Annotated in this window: 17 protein-coding genes; 7 read left to right on the top strand and 10 right to left on the bottom strand. The window is 61.0% G+C overall.

The features are described from left to right. Positions 1 to 20: 20 nt before the first annotated feature. The 7 genes from IMCC21224_RS03000 to mutM all read right to left on the bottom strand — a co-directional run bounded on the left by IMCC21224_RS03000 (position 21) and on the right by mutM (position 7063). Positions 21 to 641 (bottom strand): LysE family translocator, encoded by a 621-nt coding sequence (locus tag IMCC21224_RS03000; protein ID WP_047994085.1) that lies wholly within the window; start codon positions 639 to 641, stop codon positions 21 to 23. After that, positions 638 to 1744, bottom strand: a complete 1107-nt coding sequence (recF, locus tag IMCC21224_RS02995; protein WP_156178087.1) for a DNA replication/repair protein RecF — start codon at positions 1742 to 1744, stop codon at positions 638 to 640. Before recF ends, IMCC21224_RS03000 begins: the two co-directional genes overlap by 4 nt. 62 nt (positions 1745 to 1806) lie before the next feature. Continuing rightward, the gene (dnaN, locus tag IMCC21224_RS02990; protein ID WP_047994083.1) at positions 1807 to 2925 is read right to left on the bottom strand and encodes a DNA polymerase III subunit beta; all 1119 of its coding nucleotides are present in this window, start codon (positions 2923 to 2925) and stop codon (positions 1807 to 1809) included. Positions 2926 to 3079: 154 nt separating this feature from the next. Further along, positions 3080 to 4426, bottom strand: coding sequence for a chromosomal replication initiator protein DnaA (gene dnaA, locus IMCC21224_RS02985; RefSeq protein ID WP_047994082.1), 1347 nt, complete (start codon positions 4424 to 4426; stop codon positions 3080 to 3082). A 507-nt stretch (positions 4427 to 4933) separates the two neighbouring features. After that, positions 4934 to 5197: a 30S ribosomal protein S20 gene (gene rpsT, locus IMCC21224_RS02980; protein ID WP_047994081.1), complete on the bottom strand. Its 264-nt coding sequence runs from the start codon at positions 5195 to 5197 to the stop codon at positions 4934 to 4936. A gap of 172 nt (positions 5198 to 5369) precedes the next feature. Next, entirely contained in the window at positions 5370 to 6146 is a 777-nt protein-coding gene (locus IMCC21224_RS02975; protein ID WP_047994080.1) for an enoyl-CoA hydratase, read from the bottom strand. A 65-nt stretch (positions 6147 to 6211) separates the two neighbouring features. Beyond that, a complete protein-coding gene (mutM, locus tag IMCC21224_RS02970) occupies positions 6212 to 7063 on the bottom strand; it encodes a bifunctional DNA-formamidopyrimidine glycosylase/DNA-(apurinic or apyrimidinic site) lyase (RefSeq protein ID WP_047994079.1) in 852 nt (283 codons plus the stop codon). Positions 7064 to 7499: 436 nt separating this feature from the next. On the opposite strand from mutM, the gene ubiE reads away from it, so the two are divergent. Both ubiE and ubiB read left to right on the top strand, forming a co-directional pair. Next, positions 7500 to 8252: a bifunctional demethylmenaquinone methyltransferase/2-methoxy-6-polyprenyl-1,4-benzoquinol methylase UbiE gene (gene ubiE / locus IMCC21224_RS02965; RefSeq protein ID WP_047994078.1), complete on the top strand. Its 753-nt coding sequence runs from the start codon at positions 7500 to 7502 to the stop codon at positions 8250 to 8252. A gap of 1 nt (position 8253) precedes the next feature. After that, complete coding sequence (gene ubiB, locus IMCC21224_RS02960; protein ID WP_047994077.1) at positions 8254 to 9795, top strand: 2-polyprenylphenol 6-hydroxylase; 1542 nt, start codon at positions 8254 to 8256, stop codon at positions 9793 to 9795. Between the two features lie 44 nt (positions 9796 to 9839). Here ubiB and IMCC21224_RS02955 read toward each other — a convergent pair whose 3' ends face one another. Both IMCC21224_RS02955 and IMCC21224_RS02950 read right to left on the bottom strand, forming a co-directional pair. Continuing rightward, positions 9840 to 10232, bottom strand: a complete 393-nt coding sequence (locus IMCC21224_RS02955) for a rhodanese-like domain-containing protein (RefSeq protein ID WP_047996835.1) — start codon at positions 10230 to 10232, stop codon at positions 9840 to 9842. A gap of 148 nt (positions 10233 to 10380) precedes the next feature. Beyond that, positions 10381 to 11061 carry a FadR/GntR family transcriptional regulator gene (locus tag IMCC21224_RS02950; RefSeq protein WP_053078876.1) on the bottom strand — a complete coding sequence of 227 codons (681 nt, stop codon included), beginning with the start codon at positions 11059 to 11061 and terminating at the stop codon, positions 10381 to 10383. A gap of 168 nt (positions 11062 to 11229) precedes the next feature. Here IMCC21224_RS02950 and IMCC21224_RS02945 point away from each other — a divergent pair, with 168 nt between their 5' ends. The 4 genes from IMCC21224_RS02945 to IMCC21224_RS02935 all read left to right on the top strand — a co-directional run bounded on the left by IMCC21224_RS02945 (position 11230) and on the right by IMCC21224_RS02935 (position 14074). Next, complete coding sequence (locus IMCC21224_RS02945) at positions 11230 to 11916, top strand: fumarylacetoacetate hydrolase family protein (RefSeq protein WP_047994076.1); 687 nt, start codon at positions 11230 to 11232, stop codon at positions 11914 to 11916. Between the two features lie 449 nt (positions 11917 to 12365). Continuing rightward, entirely contained in the window at positions 12366 to 12491 is a 126-nt protein-coding gene (locus tag IMCC21224_RS28810) for a hypothetical protein (RefSeq protein WP_255347982.1), read from the top strand. Positions 12492 to 12597: 106 nt separating this feature from the next. Then, entirely contained in the window at positions 12598 to 13281 is a 684-nt protein-coding gene (locus IMCC21224_RS02940; protein ID WP_047994075.1) for a hypothetical protein, read from the top strand. A 67-nt stretch (positions 13282 to 13348) separates the two neighbouring features. Further along, positions 13349 to 14074 carry a DUF1194 domain-containing protein gene (locus IMCC21224_RS02935; protein ID WP_047994074.1) on the top strand — a complete coding sequence of 242 codons (726 nt, stop codon included), beginning with the start codon at positions 13349 to 13351 and terminating at the stop codon, positions 14072 to 14074. A gap of 20 nt (positions 14075 to 14094) precedes the next feature. Here the strand turns inward: IMCC21224_RS02935 and IMCC21224_RS02930 are convergent, their stop codons facing one another. Then, a complete protein-coding gene (locus IMCC21224_RS02930) occupies positions 14095 to 15612 on the bottom strand; it encodes a hypothetical protein (RefSeq protein ID WP_047994073.1) in 1518 nt (505 codons plus the stop codon). A 274-nt stretch (positions 15613 to 15886) separates the two neighbouring features. Between IMCC21224_RS02930 and IMCC21224_RS02925 the strand changes: the two genes are divergently transcribed. Further along, the gene (locus tag IMCC21224_RS02925; protein ID WP_053078875.1) at positions 15887 to 17986 is read left to right on the top strand and encodes a S8 family serine peptidase; all 2100 of its coding nucleotides are present in this window, start codon (positions 15887 to 15889) and stop codon (positions 17984 to 17986) included. The last annotated feature ends 88 nt before the right edge of the window (positions 17987 to 18074 follow it).

Genomic DNA, 18074 nt, shown 5'->3' with positions numbered 1-18074 from the left:
GTCGGCCGGTGTCAGAGAAATCAGATGAACGGAATGATCAGACCCACCGCAATCAGCAGCGATCCAGCGATCCGGTTCGTCCGCCCCAACGCGCGCGGCGACGTCAGCAACCGCTTTGCCCGGTCAATAGACGCCGCCAGCACAAGGTTGCCCAGCAGCGGCACGATGGCCGAAATCCCCGCAATCACCACCATGTCGGGCCAGCGCAGGGCGGTCAGATCAAAGAACCCTGGCAGCACGCCCATATAGAACAGGATCGCCTTGGGGTTGCCCAGGATGACCACAAGTCCAGCCGCGAAACCGGCCCACATGCCCGGCCGTGTCAGCCGGTTGTCAGTCGAGATTTTTGCATCGGCATTGCGAATGATCAGGCCGCCCATGATCAGGAATGTCAGACAGGCGACCCAGCGCAGAAAGGTCATGAACCCGGCAAAGACGCTGACGATCCACGTAACCCCAAGGATCGCCAGAAACGGCCAGAGGATGTCGCCGACAACAACGCCCAGTGCCAGCGGCCAGGCCGCCTGAAACCCACCCGACAGCGCCCGCGCAATCAGCGCCACCCAGACCGGCCCCGGCGTCAGGAACAGGATCAGCAACGCCCCGGCATAAAGGGCGATATCGGCAATACTAATCGTCATGTCGGCCCCGCCACGGCGGACAGACCGCCAGATTCCGTTACGTGAATATATTGCGCCCTTTCGCCGAGGCTGTCGAAAAGGTCAAGCCCGGTGCCAGTCATCCACGCCTGCGCCCCGAGCGCGCAAATCTCGTCATAAAGTGCGGCGCGCCGGTCTGCGTCCAGATGTGCCGCGACTTCGTCCAGCAGCAGCAATGGTGGCGCACCGAAATCTTGTGCCAGCGCCCGCGCATTGGCCAGGATGAGCGAGATCAGCAGCGCCTTTTGCTCTCCTGTCGAACAATCGGCGGCGGGCACATCTTTGGCCTGGTATGTGCCTAGCAGATCGGCGCGGTGCGGCCCGACAAGGCTGCGCCCGGCCATCAGGTCGCGCGGGCGGCTGTCGGCCAATGCCGCGCGCAGGGCGTCCTCGGATTCGGGCAGGGTGCCTTCGGTCTGAATCAGCGCCAGATCAGCGGCGGGAAAGGTGGTCTCGGCACTTGCTTGCGCGATACTTAGCTGCGCCAGCGCTGCCAGCCGGTTGGTGTGGATCGCAGCGCCAGTGCGGGCCATCTGCGCCTCAAGCGCGGCGTACCACCCCGCATCGCGAACCTGGTCCTTGAGCAGCCGGTTGCGGTCGCGCATCGCCTTTTCATAGTCCAGCGACAAGTCGGCGTGATCTGGAAAGAAGCTAAGCGTCATGCGGTCCAAGAACCGCCGCCGACCCTCGGCACCCTCGATCCACAACCGGTCCATCGACGGCACCAGCCACAGCACCCGCGCGATGCGGCCAAGGGCGGTCTGCGATGCCGGTTTGTCGTCAATACGGACCTGACGCGGCGCGCCATTCTCGGAGAGAAAGCTGACCTCGTGACTACCCTGCGGCCCGTGCAACAGGCCGGTGATTTTCCACCCCAGCGCTTCGGGGCGTCGGGTCATCTCCTGCGCTGACGCACGGCGCATCCCGCGACCGGGTGAAAACAGCGATACGGCTTCGATCAGGTTCGTCTTACCCACACCATTGGGGCCGGACAAAGCAACGGGGCGCGCGTCCACCGAAACCACTGCCCGCTTATGCGAGCGGAAGTGCGAAACGGTCAGGGATTCGAGATAGAGCGGCACCAGGGCCTCCTACCGGCGTGCCGATAGGGGCATCAGACCGGTTGGCGCAACGTGGGTCGGGTACGTCACACCCGCATCGGCATCACGACATAGACCGCGGACAGATCATTGCCTTCGCGCATCAGGGTCGGATCACCCGAAGAGTTGAACAGGAATACCGCATTCTCGCGATCCACCTGGCTGGCGATTTCCAGCAGATATTTCGCGTTAAATCCGATTTCCAGCTTTTCGTCGCCATAGGCCACAGCCAACTCTTCCTCGGCGGCGCCAGAATCCGGCGCATTGACCGACAGGACCAGCCGATCCTCATCCAGCGACAGCTTTACCGCGCGCGAGCGTTCAGAACTGACGGTGGCGACACGGTCGACAGCCTTGGCAAACTCGGCGGCATCGACTTCGAGCTTGCGAGTGTTGCCCTGCGGAATGACTCGGGTGTAGTCGGGAAATGTGCCGTCGATCACTTTGGAAGTCAGCGTGATGTCCGGCGTGGCAAAGCGCACCTTGGTTTCCGACACCGACACGGCAATCGCCATGTCGTCCTGATCCAGCAGCTTGCGCATCTCGTTCACCGTCTTGCGAGGGACGATCACGCCCGGCATGGCTACGGCTCCGGCGGGCAGGTCGGCGTCGATCCGGGCAAGGCGGTGGCCATCGGTTGCGACGCAGCGCAGTTTCTGCCCGCCGTCACCGTCTGCCACATGCATGTAGACGCCATTGAGGTAATACCGCGTCTCTTCGGTTGAGATCGCAAATTTCGATTTGTCGAACAACCGCCGCAACACCTGCGCCGGGGCCGAAAAATTGGCAGTATATTCCGAGGTCGCCATGACCGGGAAATCTTCTTTGGGCAACGTGGCAAGCGAGAAGGTCGAGCGACCGGCCTCAACCGTCAATCGACCAGAAGCACCATCTTCGCTGAGCGAGACAAGCGCGCCGTCGGGCAGTTTACGCACGATCTCGTGCAGGGTGACGGCAGATACTGTCGTGGCACCGGCGCGTTCGACCTGGGCCGGTGCCTTGTCCAGCACCTCGATGTCCAGATCGGTGGCGCGGAACATCACGCTGTCGCCTTCGGCCTCGATCAGCACGTTGGCGAGGATCGGAATCGTGTTGCGGCGCTCGACGACTGATTGTGCCTGCGACACTGCCTTGAGCAGCGCACCGCGTTCCATGCTGAACTTCATTTCTTGACCCTCTCCGCTTGGTCGGGGGTGCACCGTAGCCCGGCGCACACTCTGCTCCAACCGATTTATGCGTTTTGTCCGATTGTTTTGCAGAAGCGTCAAGGGCGACAGGCCACCCAACGGCAGCCCGCGCAACGTTTGTTGTTTTCGCGGCTCAGGCTTCGAGCGCGCGACGCAGCAATTCCAGGTCCTCGGCGATCTGTCCGTCCTGAATTTTAAGCTCTTCGATCCGTTTCACGCCGTGCATCACCGTGGTATGGTCCCGGCCACCAAAACGGCGGCCGATTTCCGGTAACGATCTGCTGGTGAGTTGTTTGCACAAATACATGGCAACCTGACGCGGACGGGCAAAACTGCGCAACCGTTTCGGCCCGATCATGTCGGCCAGACGGATGTTGTAATGCTCGGCAACCTTGCGCTGGATCTCGTCGATGCTGACCTTGCGTTCGGATGCACGCAGGACATCAGCAAGGCAATCCTGCGTCAATTCCATCGTGATCGGCTTGCCCACCAGCGACGCAAACGCGAACAGCCGGGTCAGCGCACCCTCAAGCACCCGGACGTTGGTCGAGATACGATGCGCGAGAAACTCCAGTACGCCGCCGTCAATGCCGAGGCTGGGATACAGCGCGCGATGGGCCTCAAGCTTGGTCTGGAGGATGCCGAGGCGCAGTTCATAATCTGTCGGGTGAAGGTCAACGACCAGACCGCTTTGCAGCCGCGACCGGATACGGTTTTCCATATCCTTGATCTCGTCCGGGGCGCGGTCGGCAGAAATGATGATCTGCTTTTGTTGATCCACCAGCGCGTTGAAGGTGTGAAAGAACTCTTCCTGCGTGCTGTCCTTGCCGGCGATGAACTGAACATCATCAACCATCAGCACGTCGACCGAACGGAACATCTCTTTGAAATCCATCATCCGGCGTTCACGCAGTGCCTGAACGAATCGATACATGAACTGTTCCGCCGAAAGATACAGCACGTTCAGTTCCGGGCTGCGGGCCCGCAGTTCCCAAGAGATGGCGTGCATCAGGTGAGTTTTACCCAAGCCAACGCCCCCATACAGGAACAGGGGGTTGAACGTGACCGGGCCGTTTTCGGCGACGCGGCGCGCAGCCGCATGGGCCAGTTCGTTGGGTTTACCGACGACGAAGGTGTCAAAGGTGAACCGCGTGTCCAGCGGTGCGCCGCGCAGCAGATCGCTACTGGGGGCAGTTGGTTCCACACGCGCGGCCGGTGCCGCAACGCGCGGTCGCTCTCCATTTGCGACCTTGAATTGGACTCTGCGAATTTCCGTCGTGACGGTCGACAGTTGCGCCAGCAACAGGTCGCCGTAATTCTGAGACACATAGGTGCTCATGAAATTTGTTGGCACTTTGAAGAGGGCCACCCCTTCGTTCACGCCATCGTAGCTGAGTGGTTTGATCCACGTCTTGTAATTGTTCTCGCCTACCGTCTCACACAACTTGTGCTGCAACGCGCCCCATTGTTCCTGTGTCATATTTCCTCAGTTCCATTCCCAAGATCGTGCCCCAACAACACATTGCGCGGTCACACCCAAACGCGCATCAGCCACATGCATTCGCGACGACAGGTCAGGTCCCTTGCCGCAGCGGCAAAGGCCAAATACCTGTTGGTATATTCTCCGAACCGCGCGCCTGAGCATTTTGGGGCCCCACCCCAAAACATCAGAACTGCCCGCGATCGGCAGTTGTATACGGACATGTTCAAAGGCAACGCCTTTGTTCCCTGGTCAATTGACCAGTTCGAATATGCGACCGCTGACCACCAAGCTGTGGCAGCGCGTTCGCCATCATGTCCCCCCGAAATGCGATGTGACTCGCTTGGTGAAGGTACCAGCGTTGGCAGAGGGCCGACAACTCTTCTTCACGCTTGACTCAGCTTTCCACGGAAAAGAATCTGTTAAGCCGTTCAAGCGCAAATAAAATGCAAAAAGACACCACTGATAGTGGTGTCTTTTGCAATTTTACCCAATATCGGGGTCGGCTTAACCGAGCGATTTAACCCGCGAAGAAAGCCGGGAAATTTTGCGCGAAGCGGTGTTTTTATGGAACACGCCTTTGGTCACACCACGCATCAGTTCGGGCTGTGCCGCCCGCAATGCGGCAGTCGCGGCGTCCTTATCACCCGATGCGATCGCCTCTTCGACTTTGCGCAGGAATGTGCGAATCCGCGAGCGGCGGGCTTTGTTGACAGCAAAACGGGCATCTGCCTGCTTTGCGCGTTTTTTGGACTGCGGCGTATTGGCCATGTGTCGATTCCCAGTGTCTAAAGGTCAAAATGTCGTCGTGTAAGGACACCTGCCCCAAGAGCACAGCTCGGGATCGATTCTTGCCAGAGCGGGCATCACACGCATGTAGCGGCGTCCTATAAGGCAGTTATGCGCAAATGCAAACAGGAAAACCGCCGCTTTGCGGATTGCGTCATTTGTCGCGGAACTGCGCCGTGCGTTTTTCCAGAAAGGCAGACATGCCTTCTTTTTGATCTTCGGTGGCGAACATGGCGTGAAACAGCCGACGCTCGAACAAAAGACCCTCGCTCAGAGTCGTTTCGTACGACCGATTCACCGCTTCTTTGACCGCGATTGTCGTCAGCATGGATTTGTCCGCAATCTTGGCGGCGGCCCCCTGTGCCTCTTCCATCAGGCTCTTGGCTGGAACGACGCGGCTGACCAGGCCGGAACGCTCGGCTTCTTCGGCATCCATGAAGCGACCTGTCAGATTCATATCCATCGCTTTGGATTTGCCGACCAGCCGGGTCAGGCGCTGTGTGCCGCCAATCCCCGCGACCACGCCCAGGTTGATTTCAGGCTGGCCGAACTTGGCCGTGTCCGAGGCGATGATGAAATCGCACATCATTGCCAATTCGCACCCCCCCCCAAGCGCATAGCCAGAAACAGCGGCGATGATCGGTTTGCGGATCTGCCCAATGGCCTTGTGCTCACTGGCAAAGAAATCGGACAGGAACATCTCGACAAAACTTTTCTCGCACATCTCCTTAATGTCCGCGCCGGCGGCAAACGCCTTGGCCGAGCCGGTCAGGATGATGCAGCGAACCTTGTCGTTGGCATCCAGATCCCGCAACGCCGCAGCCAGCTCACCCAGCATCTGGGTGTTCAGGGCATTCAGGGCATCAGGGCGGTTGAGTTTTACGGTAGCAACGCGGTCTTCTACTTCGACGATGATCGTCTCATAGGCCATGAAACATGCCTTCGATTGTTTCGGTCAGAAATTGAAGCCTTACCACTTCGGGATCGGTATTCAAGCTATCTCTGGCAAGTCGGACAATAGAACGTTGACCGACCGGATTGGACCAGTCGCTGCACAGAATCGTGGCAGTCAGGCGTTCGGCAGGGCGCGCCTTCGCGCCCGTAAACGTCAAAGCTGTGCTGGAAATACCCCAATTCCCCATCAGCCTGGCGAAAATCGCGCAGGCTGGATCCGCCGGCCTCGATGGCCTGCTCCAGGACTTGTCGAATGATTGGGACCAGCGCCCCAACCCGTGCAGCAGCGATGCGCCCTGCCTTGTGCGCGGGATGAATCCGCGCCCGGTAAAGTGTTTCGCAGACATAGATATTCCCCAACCCGGCGACGGTCTTTTGATCCAGCAGTGCCGATTTCACCGGTGTATTCCGTCCGGCAAACCGAGAAATCAGATATCCCTCATCAAAGCTATTGCCCAGCGGTTCGGGTCCGATTGCGGCCAACAGCGGGTGCATATTGACAGTGTTTGACGCCAACAGATCCATCGCGCCAAACCGTCGCGGATCGTTAAAGGTGACGCGGGCACCCGATTCCATATGCAGCACCACATGGTCATGTTTCTGCGCCGCCGGGTGTTCCTGCACAAACCGGCCCAACGGATCGCCTGATATCAGCATCCGCCCCGACATACCCAAGTGGATCAACAGTGTTTCGCCAGAGGACAGATCGGCAAGGATGTATTTCGATCGCCTGCGCAGCCGCAACACCTTGGCCCCCGTCAGCCGCCCCGCCATGCTCGGTGGAAACGGCCATCGTAAATTCGGACGGTTTACGTCGGCCTGCGCGATCCTCTGCCCCTCCATCACGGGGGCGAGGCCACGACGAACAGTCTCGACTTCGGGTAATTCGGGCATTCGGATATCCAGTCAGGATCATGCGGGGCAGAGCGACCAGTATATGCTGTCCGATCAGAGGAATGAATGACGCTTTGTCAGTATCCATTAATCTTTAGAGTAGTGATCAGAATGGGACGCAACGTCGTCTGCCCCCGACATAGGTCGGAGTGGCCGGAGACCCCTCCGAAGAAAATACGCCGCACCCAGAGTGAACAGGCGCTTTAGTCTGGGTTCTGGTGTCCGGATGTCGCCCTACTGAACGCGGACCAGTTTCCTGCCCGGCAACGTTGTCGGCATGTATTCGTCCTGCACGGCCCGGACCAAAAGCAGCAAGTGGACCCAATTTCCGGGTTCTCCGCTGCGGAACACTTGCGCGGATTTGACTGTTTGTTCTTTGCACCACATCTCTTTATGCACAAATGCTACGGCACACTGGCGCGAACGGATCGAAATTATGACTGAACCGTATGAAAAGACCACGCATTTCGGCTTTGAAACTGTCCCGGAGGATGAAAAGGCCGGGCGCGTGCGGGGCGTCTTTGGGTCGGTCGCGTCGAAATACGACGTGATGAACGATGCCATGTCGATGGGGATTCACCGCGTCTGGAAGGATGCGATGATGGATTGGCTGGCACCGCGTGCCGGGCAAACTTTGCTGGATGTGGCTGGCGGGACTGGCGATATATCGTTCCGTTTCCTGAAACGTGCCGGGCGCGGTCATGCGACAGTCCTTGACCTGACCGAACCGATGCTGATCGAAGGTCGCAAACGCGCCGAGGCCGAGGCGATGGCCGGATCGCTTGACTGGGTTGTAGGGGATGCAATGGCGCTCCCCTTTGAGGACAACACATTCGACGTCTACACGATTTCCTTTGGCATCCGGAATGTGACCCGCCCGCAAGAAGCGCTGAACGAAGCGTTCCGTGTGCTCAAACCCGGTGGGCGCCTGATGGTGCTGGAATTCAGCCAGATTCCCAGCCCGGCAATGCAATGGGCCTATGACCGCTATTCGTTCAACGTGATTCCGGCGATGGGTCAGATCATCGCGGGGGACCGCGACTCTTACCAGTATCTCGTCGAATCGATCCGAAAATTCCCGGATCAGGAAACCTTTCTGGGCATGGTACGTGCCGCCGGGTTCGAGCAGGCAAAGTATCGTAACCTGACGATGGGTGTTGCCTGCCTGCATTCCGGCTGGAAACTCTGACATGCGTGGACCGCACAATATCTGGCGGCTGATCCGCACCGGTGCCACGTTTGAACGGACTGGCGCGATGGGCGTCTTTCTGGATGCTGTGGACGCGCCCCGGCCGCTGCGCATGGCCGCGCGGGTGCTTGGCTGGCCGTTCAAATGGCTGGGTTACGAAGGCGATGTGACGATGCCACCGGCCACGCGGGCGCTGACCGCGCTGGGACCGGCCTATATCAAATTCGGACAGGTGCTTTCGACGCGCCCGGATGTGGTGGGCGATGCCATGGCCGTGCAATTGCGCGTGCTGCAGGACAAGCTGCCGCCGTTCTCGGTCGCCGAAGCCAAAGCCTCAGTTGAGATGGAATTGGGCGAACCGGCAGATAAGCTGTTTTCGACATTCAGCGATCCGGTGGCTGCGGCCTCTATCGCGCAGGTCCACCGCGCTGAAATAGCCGAGACCGGCGAAACCGTCGCGGTCAAGGTGCTGCGCCCCGGGATCGAACGTGCCTTTCGCAAGGATATCGACGCGTTCTATCTGGCGGCGACGCTGATCGAATGGCTGTCGCCCGCGTCGCGCCGATTGCATCCCATGGATGTCATCACCCATTTCGAAGGTGTGGTGATGGGCGAACTCGATCTGCGTTTGGAATCTGCCTCTGCCTCGGAATATGCGGCGAACACGGCGGATGACGTCGGCTTCACCTTACCTTCGGTCAAATGGGATCTGTCGGGACGCCGCGTGATGACGCTGGGCTGGGCCGACGGTGTGCCGATGGGGGACAATGACGCGATCGACGCCGCCGGTCATGATCGCATCGCGATAAGCGAGCGGGTTCTGCAACTCTTTCTCAAGCACGCACTGCGCGACGGATTCTTTCATGCTGACATGCATCAGGGCAACCTAAAGGTGGCGCCCAATGGCGATGTGATCGCGCTCGATTTTGGCATTATGGGGCATATCGACGAATATACCCGCCGCGTCTATGCCGAGATCCTGTTCGGGTTCATTCGTCGCGACTATATGCGCGTCGCCGAAGTGCATTTTGAGGCAGGCTATGTGCCCGCCGACCGCGACGTCGATGAATTCGCCCGCGCCCTGCGTGCGGTGGGCGAGCCGATTTTCGGTATGGATGCGACGCGGATTTCCATGGGACGGTTGCTGTCTTATCTCTTTGAAGTCACCGAACGTTTCGGCATGGAGACGCGAACCGAACTGATCCTGCTGCAACGCACGATGGTGGTGGTCGAAGGGGTGGCGCGGTCGCTCAATCCGCATATGAACATCTGGAAAGTCGCGCAGCCGGTGGTCGAGGATTATATCAAAACTTCGATTGGCCCGCGTGCGGTGGCGCGTGATCTGGGGAAAACAGCGATGGTCATGGCCCGTTTTGGTCCGCGCCTGCCCCGACTGGTCGAGGCGGCGCTGATTCGTCAGGCGCAACCCAGCCAGCCCGAGGCGTCGCGCCGCTGGCCGGGACGCCTGTTGTGGTCCGGTCTGGGCTTGGCGCTAGGCGTTGGCGCAACGTTGCTCGTCGCGCATTTCTGGCACGTCGGCTGATCCGGGCCGCCCGCCCTGACTCGCGTTTGGCTACTTCGTCGGGATCATGGCTTTTCGACCGGCCCACCTTGCGCGGCCCATGTCGAAAAACCCTCTTTGAGGTGCGCGGCCTCAAACCCCATGTCATTCAGCGTGGCGGTGGTGATTGCTGATCGCCACCCCGAGGCGCAGTGGAACACGAATTTCTTGTCCTCCTGACCAAAGATATCCTTAAAATAAGGGCTGTCCGGGTCGATCCAGAATTCGGCCATCCCACGCGGACAGTGAAAGCTGCCGGGGATAAATCCCGACCGTTCCCGTTCGCGTACATCCCGCAAATCGACAAAAACCACATTCGGATCTTCAACCATAGCGATGGCATCCGGTGTCTCGACCTCAACAATCCTGGCGCGGGCAGCCGCAACCAGTTCGGCTGCGGTGGTCTTGAGTTTGGCCATGGTAGATCTCTCCTGATGCGATGCTTTGCGCGGCATTTTGCAAGGGATCGTCACCAGCATCAAGCGCCGCGCGATCATTCGGCAGGGTAACAGACGGCGCCGCAGGATAGGCCCTTTGTTCCTAAGGCGCCACGACAGAAGGACCGGTTCATGCGTCGTCGAACAAACGTGCCGAAACCGACCCAAGATGTTTGCGCATGGCGTCAAAGGCCGCTGCTGGTTCTCTCGACTCAATCGCAGCAGTGATGGCGTCATGTTCGGCGAAACTGGAATGACCCGGTGACGGGCGCGCGGTTTCGCGGACAACCGTACTCCATGCCACGGCCCGACGCACCTGATTGAGCTGGTCAAAGATCGTCAGCAGCATGATGTTGTCAGTCGCCTCGGCGATGGCGCGATGAAACCGATCATCCTGCGCTTCGTATTCAACCCAGGTCGTCGCCGCGACAGCACGGTCACGGGCCGTCCGAATGCGGGCCAGCGCTTCGGCTGAGGCATTGATCGCCGCCTCGCGGGCGATTGCGGTTTCGATGCAATGCCGTGCGCGCATCATCTTGACGGGTGTCAGTTGCTGCGACAGTTCCGGGACACCGCCGGTGGCATCTGTACTGCCGACAAACGTGCCCTTGCCCACATGCCGCCAGATCGTCCCCTCCCGCTCAAGCGCATCAAGCGCCTTGCGCAGGGTTGAGCGACTCATCGCAAGACTGCCGATCAGTTCACGTTCTGACGGCAACCGGTCGCCGGGCGCGTAGGTGCCCGCCTCGATGAACTCACGCAAGACGGTGATCGCGTCGTCCCGGTCTGACGATTCTGGCCGTGAATACACCTGCGTCCTCCATATTGATCAACCAAAGCGCGGCTATTGCGTTGAATATTGGCCGATCAATAAGGTAAATCAAGAAATATATCTTAAACGTAAAAATTGGTTGCGATTGATTTTACTTACGCTAACAATCAGCGCGCCAAGTCCTTGGCTGCAAGATCGGAGATATTGATGGCTGAATTCGTGATTGAAACGCCGCCTGTTGTGGCGCTGCCCGTTGCCGGAAGCGACGCCAGCTTCCCGGTGCGCCGGGTTTACTGCATCGGGCGTAACTATGCCGCGCACGCGGTCGAAATGGGGCATGACCCGGACCGCGAGGCGCCATTTTTCTTTCAGAAAAATGCCAACAACCTCGATCCGTCGGGCGAATTCCCCTATCCACCACATTCCTCAGACGTTCATCACGAAGCTGAGATTGCCGTGATGCTCAAATCCGGCGGCACCGATATCCCGGTCGCGTCTGCGCTGGATCACGTATATGGCTACGCCCTGTCGCTGGATATGACCCGCCGAGATCTGCAAGGCGAGATGAAAAAGGCTGGCCGTCCCTGGGAAATTGGCAAGGCGTTTGAACGCTCTGCCCCCGTCGGCCCAGTGCATTCGGTCGCCTCTGTCGGGCATTTGTCCCAAGGCGCGATCACACTCAAGGTCAACGGCGACCTCAAGCAAGAGGGCGATCTGAATCAGATGATCTGGAAAGTGCCTGAAATGATCGCATATCTGTCAGAATATTTCGAACTTGCCGCCGGGGATGTGATCCTGTCCGGGACTCCTTCCGGCGTGGGGCCGGTGGCCAAAGGCGACGTCATGGAAATCGCTGTCGCCGGGCTAGGCTCCTTGAGCGTGACTGTAACCTAACCGATTCCGAGCATGCATGCCGATCTACCGGCCGGAATTGATCGCGATTGCCCGCATTCGTACGATCCCATACAGCGCCCCGCCAAAGTTGCGGGGCGCTGCGAGCCAGCGGAATCACGCGGCACGCATACGCGTCGGGGTCGCGCCCGCGGCGTTTTCCCAGTTGTAAACCTTGCTTGGCCAACCGTGCGGCATCACGCCGAATTCGGAGTTATGCAAACGTCATGACACGTGGTGCAGGGACACAAAATCCCGTCTCTTGCCCCTTGTGCGGCGGCCTGCGCAGGCGCACATTCCACCCACGGGCAAATCGTCGCGAAACCGCGCAGATACCCGTTGCCTCACCGGTGACATCGCCCTGACCGCAACAGTCAGGCTCCCCTGCCCCCTCTGAGCATCGACCCGATGGGCAATCGCCGTTCGGGAACCCGTGTGTGCAGGAGACCCCCATGTCCAAGGAAAAGAACAAAGGCAACAAGGAAGCCAAGAAACCGAAGAAGGAAAAGGTAAAGGTGCTGGCCACCGCCAATTCCGGCGCCAAGGGTGCGACCACAATCGCCGGTAAGAAGGTGTAGCCACCCGCCGGGCGCGCGTGGCGCACTGCGCCCGCGCGCCGTTCCCCTGATGCCGACGCTCAACGGCCCCTTGCCAGCATCCGCGTCCTGCGGTCCTATCGCCGCCATGCGCTGTGCCCTTTTATTTGTCCTGCTGATCCTCACCGCCTGCGGGCGCCCGCTCACCCCGAACGAGGTGCGTTTCCTGCACGCGATGCACGGGCCCGCGCTGAACCCCGATCAGGTGCGGCTGGTGCGTGGCCATCCGGCGGCAGCGATCACCACGACCCGTCCGGTGCGGCCCCGGCTGACCTGTCAGGAGCGCCTCTACCCGCCGTCCAAAGGTGAGACTGTCACCGTCGCACCCGGCGCCACCACGCTGTTCGGCACGGTTCTGTTTCGCAAAGATCTGTATCGGGACGATTTTGTGCCGGGCTTTCCCGACCGGATTGATGTGGCGGACGCGATGCTGCTGGCGCACGAGATGACCCACGTCTGGCAATGGCAGAACAGGGCCCTGACCGGGTACCACCCGCTCAAGGCCGTGTCTGAACATGGTGCCAGCGCCGATCCCTACCTGTTCGACCCCGACAGCCCGGGGCGGTTTCTGGACTACGGTTACGAGCAACAGGGTGCCGTGGTCGAGGAATATGTCTGCTGTCAACTGCTCGACCCCGAAGCACCGCGTACCGAACGGCTGCGGGCGATGATCACCGAGGCGATGCCGATGACGCGCCTTGATGCCGTTCTAGGCAATCCTGCGGTACGCCTGCCCTGGCGCGGCGCCGCGCGGCGCGGGATCTGCCGCTAAGGCTGGACAGGCAGGGTACGACATCCCATCCTCGACCCCAATATCCACCAAGCCGGGGACTGCCACCATGCGCCATCTTGCCGTGATCCTGCTTGCCGCCATCGTCATGCCGTTGGCCGTGCAGGCGCAGGACACGGATCTTGAACTTGTACTGCTGGCGGATGCCTCAGGCTCAATCGACGCGCGCGAGATCGCCTTTCAGCGGCAGGGCTACGCCCAGGCGATTACCGATCCCGCAGTTCTGGCGGCAATCCGCGGCACGGCATATGGCGAAATTGCTGTGACCTATGTGGAATGGGCCGCAAATCAGGTGACGGTTGTCGACTGGACGCGCATTGACGGACCCGAGTCGGCCGAAGGGTTTGCACAGGCGTTGCAGGCGCAGCCCCGGCTGGCCTATGGGCGCAATGCCATCGGGGCGGCGCTGCTCGAAGGGCTGCGGTTGATGGACGAAAATGACATCTACGGTTGGCGGCGGGTCATCGATTTCTCGGGCGATTCGGCCAACAACTGGTCCGGGCCCGGCATTGACGAGGCCCGCACACAGGTTATTGCCGCAGGCGTCACAATCAACGCGTTGCCGATCCTGTCGCCGGACGATCCGGGGCGGGCGCAGGGCGGGCTTGAGGCGCTGTATGAAGAGCGGGTCATTGGCGGGCCGGGTGCCTTTGTCGTGACGGCCCACAGCCGCGCCGACTTTGCCGAGGCGGTCAAGCGCAAGCTGATCCTGGAAATCTCGGCACGGATGTCCGACGCCCGGATACCCCCGGATGGCGCGAACCCCATCGACTGATGCGATGTCGCGCTAGCGGATCACACCACGGCAGTCAGTATCGGACCCGCGCTTTCGCCCTGGCTTGGCCAAAGTGCTGCAACGCCATCCACTTCGAGCGTGACGCGTGACAAGCCCGCGCCCTGACCACGTCGGCACAGCCGCAACCTTTGACCGTCGAAATCCGTCAGGGTCAGGCTGGCCGGGCCGCAATCCGACTCGAGCGCGCAGCGCAGGACTTGCAAGGCCAGGCTTTGACCCATGCGCAGGCTTTGACGGCTTTCCGACGGATAGATCCCGCTGCTCATCAGTCGGCCCAGTGCCATGTTTGCAGCCAGCGTATCACATTCGGCCCCCAGATCGCGGTCTGTGCCGGGCAGCGTTGCAGAATCGCTTGCGAATACCGCCTTGAGAAGCGTCATCATCGTACCGACCAGCAGGGTCCGGCCCGTTGCTTCGCCCGGATGCAGCGACGGCATCTGCGGCAGCATCAGATTCTGGCCAAAATGCAGCGGGCTCCAGCCGTCGCAATGCCCGCCATCGCGATCAGGAAGCGCAAAGCGACCGGTGCCGAGCTGAGTGTTGAACTGCGCGATCCAGGTCAGCAGACGGGGACAATGACGGTTCAGCAGCACCAAAGCTGAGTGCAGACACGCACTTTCGCCGCCAGTCTGCATATCCTCTCCCGCTTGCATCAGCGTGAGGCGCGCCGCCGTGACTCCGGGTCGAACCATGCGTCCCGGCCGGGCCCGCATCCTGTCCGACAAGGCCTGCGCCCGCTGCGCCGCCTCGGTCATCACAGCCATCAGACGTGGCCCGTTCCAGCCGGAACGCAACCCAGCGTCCAGTGGCATACCCCGAGCAAGCAACCAGAGCGCAGCACCGTAAGGCGCTTGCATGCCATGGCGGCGGGTGTGCCCGGCAAGGTCGCGCGGCGTCGCGATTCCCTGTTGCGCAGTGCCAGCACGGCCGGGAAACGGCAGTTCTGCACCGGTGGTTGCCGCTATCCAGCGGCTCCAGTGCGACATGGCGCAGTGAACGGTCGGCGCGGCGCCTTCGCCCCCCGAATGGTCACGCGGCGGGCACAGCGCCAGAAACGCCGAGAGGCCACGCCCGGACCCATCCGGACCGGGCTGATCCGGCCATAGATTGTCTAGAACAGACCGGCCATCGCAGCCGTGCCGCAGCACAGCGCGATGACCGGCAACACCCTGCCGGGACGGGGACAGCGTCCCTGCCGGAAAAGCATCACCGCTGGGAACGGTGTGGCGGGAGAACCACGGGAGGCGATGCAATTCGCACAGCAGGTCGTGCAGGGTGAAACGGGCGACACCGTCGATCCGCACCACATCATCCGGGGCGAACGGAGCGTCGAGCGGCAAGTCACGGATCAGCGCCAGCGCATACAGCTCGGCCATCTGCGCCGCGAGCGCATCGGCCCCAAGGTGCGGGGCGCGGGGCAACGCGGCGGTGGTGTCGGGTGGTTGATTGGCGGCGCGATTCTGACCGCCGGTAATCACTTGGAACAGAACGGTATTGGCGGGTCTTTGGGCGGTCATGATAGTTCCCCCTGTTTCGGCAGATCGGATCCGTTATGGCGCAGCGCCCTGTCGGATCTTCATAGATGTTAACGCCAGGATGCCATGTCAGCGTGAACCCAGCGTGAGTGGGGCGTTATTCCAGCGCTATCAGGTCAAAATTTCCCTAGGGGAAAGCATCGACCTTGCCCGGGTGCCCGTAAAATTAGCGCAAATCACCCGGTCCAACTTGACGCTAGGACGGACCAGGCGTTTGCTGACATCTATAGTAGCACAGATTTTCAGGAGTACATTGATGTCAATGCAGTGGAGCGCGCCAGTCACAGCCGATTTCTGGGATGCCTATCTGGATTGGTCCCGGCTGCTGCAAACCCGGCGCGCCACGCTGCTGCCGCCTGATCCCGACGGCCATGACTGGTTCGAGCCGATCTTTGTCCGGCTAAGACCGCAAGGCCAGACCAGCGCCATGGGCTCTGCGCGCAAGGCGCTCGCCGCACGCGTCAACGATGCCGCCGATCCGCTGGTGATGGACCCATTGGAATACGCCAGATTGGCGGCCCGCATCGCCGATCCTACGGTCGACAAGGGGTTGCCTGACGAATATGCACTCTACCGAAGGCTGAACAGCGGCACCACAACGGATGCCACGCTGTTTGAGTTGCTGGATGTGGGCAGCACCGTTGACCTGGACTTGACCGACATGCTCGAGGCGGTGATCGCCAGCACAGCCAAGCCACGGAACGCTGCGCCGATTGTGGCGATCATTGACGACGGCATCGGCTTTCTCAACACGCGGTTTCGGCGTAATTCTGGCGCAGAAGGGGGACACGAGACCCGGTTTCACGCGGTTTGGCTGCAATCGCTCGAACGCCTGCAGAAGCCCGCCGGTGGCCAGCGGAGGGCGCATCTGGGCCGTATCCTGACTGCAACCGAAATTGACGCGATGTTGGCTCAGGGCTCAGCGCTGGACGAACCCGCAACCTATGCAGAACTCAACGCCGAATTGTACGGGCAGCGCGGCCACCGGTCGACCGAATTCGGTCAAAGCCACGGAACTCATGTGCTCGACCTCGCGGCTGGTGCCGACCCCGATGACGCGACTGAGACGGTGCGCGACTGGCCGCTTTTGGCGGTACAACTGCCCCCCGAAGCGATCGAGGACACCTCGGGTACACGGTTCGAAAGCTACATGGTGCAGGGTCTGCGCTGGATCCTGAAACAGGCGCAGATGATCGACCCAAAGGCGCCCGTGATCGTCAACTTGTCGATGGGGATGCTGGCCGGGCCCAAGAACGGCACCCGCTTTGCCGAATACCAAATCGCCCGCGAGGCGCGGCTTTGGGAAACCATCACGGGCCAGCCGGTGCGAATCGTTTGGTCCTTTGGCAACAACTGGCGCAGTCGGCAGGTCGCGACGTTCGACTATCCGCACGCGGTGCCGCGCCATGCCACAGACCGGCAGATCACCTGGCGGTCGCAGCCTGATGATCTGACCGCTTCGTATCTCGAAGTGCATTGTGATTCCGACACCGCATCGACCGATTTAGAACTGTCGCTGACCTCTCCCGACGGCATATCCTCGGGATTTGTGGCAATGGCACCCGGCTCTATGCGCTCGCTCGAACTCGGAGGCGAAGCCGTCGCGCGGATCTATCACGTGCCCGAACATGTGCTTGAGCCGGGCGTGGCGCAGCGTGCCTGCTATATGCTCGCGCTGGGTCCGACCAACGCCCAGATCGCCGGTGAGGCAATCGCACCGTCCGGGGCCTGGACCGTCGCCGTGCGCTACTGCGGATCAGCAGCAGCCCGGATATCCCTGCAAATCCAGCGAGGAGAAAGCCTGCCAGACTATGCGCCGCGCGGGCGGCAATCTTATTTCGACGATACCGCAGCTTATGCCTGGGATGCCGAGCAGCAGGATTGGTCCGGGCTGGGCCCGGATTGCCCGATCCGGCGTGATGGTTCCCTGAATGCCCTGACCACTATGCAGACACGGCAGGTGTTCTGCGTCGGCGCGGCTGAATGGTATGCTGCGGACGGGACTTATCGCCCGTCGGTCTACACCTCGGAGGGGGCGGTATGGACCACGCCAGGCCCGGTCAATGCCAGCACGCGCGCCGATGATAGCCGGATATTCTGGGGCGTTCTGGCCAGCGGAACCTACTCAGGCTCGGCCCGGTTGCTGAACGGCACCTCGGCGGCAGCGGGGCGCCTGACCCGGGCCCTGGCGCGCAGCGCAGAGGTCATTTCGGCCAATGCCGCGCAGGGCGGCGGAACACAGATGGACGACCTGGATCCCACCGCTCTGGTTCTCGCGCCGACCGCGCCAGAATATGCCGCGCGGCTGGGCATCGCTGTGGTGGACATGCAAGACGGCGCGCGCCCGCGTTTGTGACGCGACTAGCAGGTCAACCGGACCACAATTGCCAGAGTTCTCACTGTGGCAATTGACCGCGCCTGACCGATCCGGCGCGGTCAGTTGC

It is taken from the genome of Puniceibacterium sp. IMCC21224, from assembly GCF_001038505.1.
Classification (GTDB): domain Bacteria; phylum Pseudomonadota; class Alphaproteobacteria; order Rhodobacterales; family Rhodobacteraceae; genus Puniceibacterium.
Note: the sequence above shows the minus strand (reverse complement) of the source record. Positions and strands in the feature narration are given on the sequence as shown.

What these genes read in the sequence shown, in the direction of transcription:
- IMCC21224_RS02930 (WP_047994073.1), bottom strand. Translation starts at nt 15,612, where the DNA reads ATGACCGCCCAAAGACCCGCCAATACCGTTCTGTTCCAAGTGATTACC.
- IMCC21224_RS02975 (WP_047994080.1), bottom strand. Translation starts at nt 6,146, where the DNA reads ATGGCCTATGAGACGATCATCGTCGAAGTAGAAGACCGCGTTGCTACC.
- IMCC21224_RS28810 (WP_255347982.1), top strand. Translation starts at nt 12,366, where the DNA reads ATGTCCAAGGAAAAGAACAAAGGCAACAAGGAAGCCAAGAAACCGAAG.
- mutM (WP_047994079.1), bottom strand. Translation starts at nt 7,063, where the DNA reads ATGCCCGAATTACCCGAAGTCGAGACTGTTCGTCGTGGCCTCGCCCCC.
- ubiB (WP_047994077.1), top strand. Translation starts at nt 8,254, where the DNA reads ATGCGTGGACCGCACAATATCTGGCGGCTGATCCGCACCGGTGCCACG.
- IMCC21224_RS02940 (WP_047994075.1), top strand. Translation starts at nt 12,598, where the DNA reads ATGCGCTGTGCCCTTTTATTTGTCCTGCTGATCCTCACCGCCTGCGGG.
- IMCC21224_RS02945 (WP_047994076.1), top strand. Translation starts at nt 11,230, where the DNA reads ATGGCTGAATTCGTGATTGAAACGCCGCCTGTTGTGGCGCTGCCCGTT.
- IMCC21224_RS03000 (WP_047994085.1), bottom strand. Translation starts at nt 641, where the DNA reads ATGACGATTAGTATTGCCGATATCGCCCTTTATGCCGGGGCGTTGCTG.
- rpsT (WP_047994081.1), bottom strand. Translation starts at nt 5,197, where the DNA reads ATGGCCAATACGCCGCAGTCCAAAAAACGCGCAAAGCAGGCAGATGCC.
- dnaN (WP_047994083.1), bottom strand. Translation starts at nt 2,925, where the DNA reads ATGAAGTTCAGCATGGAACGCGGTGCGCTGCTCAAGGCAGTGTCGCAG.
- dnaA (WP_047994082.1), bottom strand. Translation starts at nt 4,426, where the DNA reads ATGACACAGGAACAATGGGGCGCGTTGCAGCACAAGTTGTGTGAGACG.
- ubiE (WP_047994078.1), top strand. Translation starts at nt 7,500, where the DNA reads ATGACTGAACCGTATGAAAAGACCACGCATTTCGGCTTTGAAACTGTC.
- IMCC21224_RS02955 (WP_047996835.1), bottom strand. Translation starts at nt 10,232, where the DNA reads ATGGCCAAACTCAAGACCACCGCAGCCGAACTGGTTGCGGCTGCCCGC.
- IMCC21224_RS02935 (WP_047994074.1), top strand. Translation starts at nt 13,349, where the DNA reads ATGCGCCATCTTGCCGTGATCCTGCTTGCCGCCATCGTCATGCCGTTG.
- IMCC21224_RS02925 (WP_053078875.1), top strand. Translation starts at nt 15,887, where the DNA reads ATGTCAATGCAGTGGAGCGCGCCAGTCACAGCCGATTTCTGGGATGCC.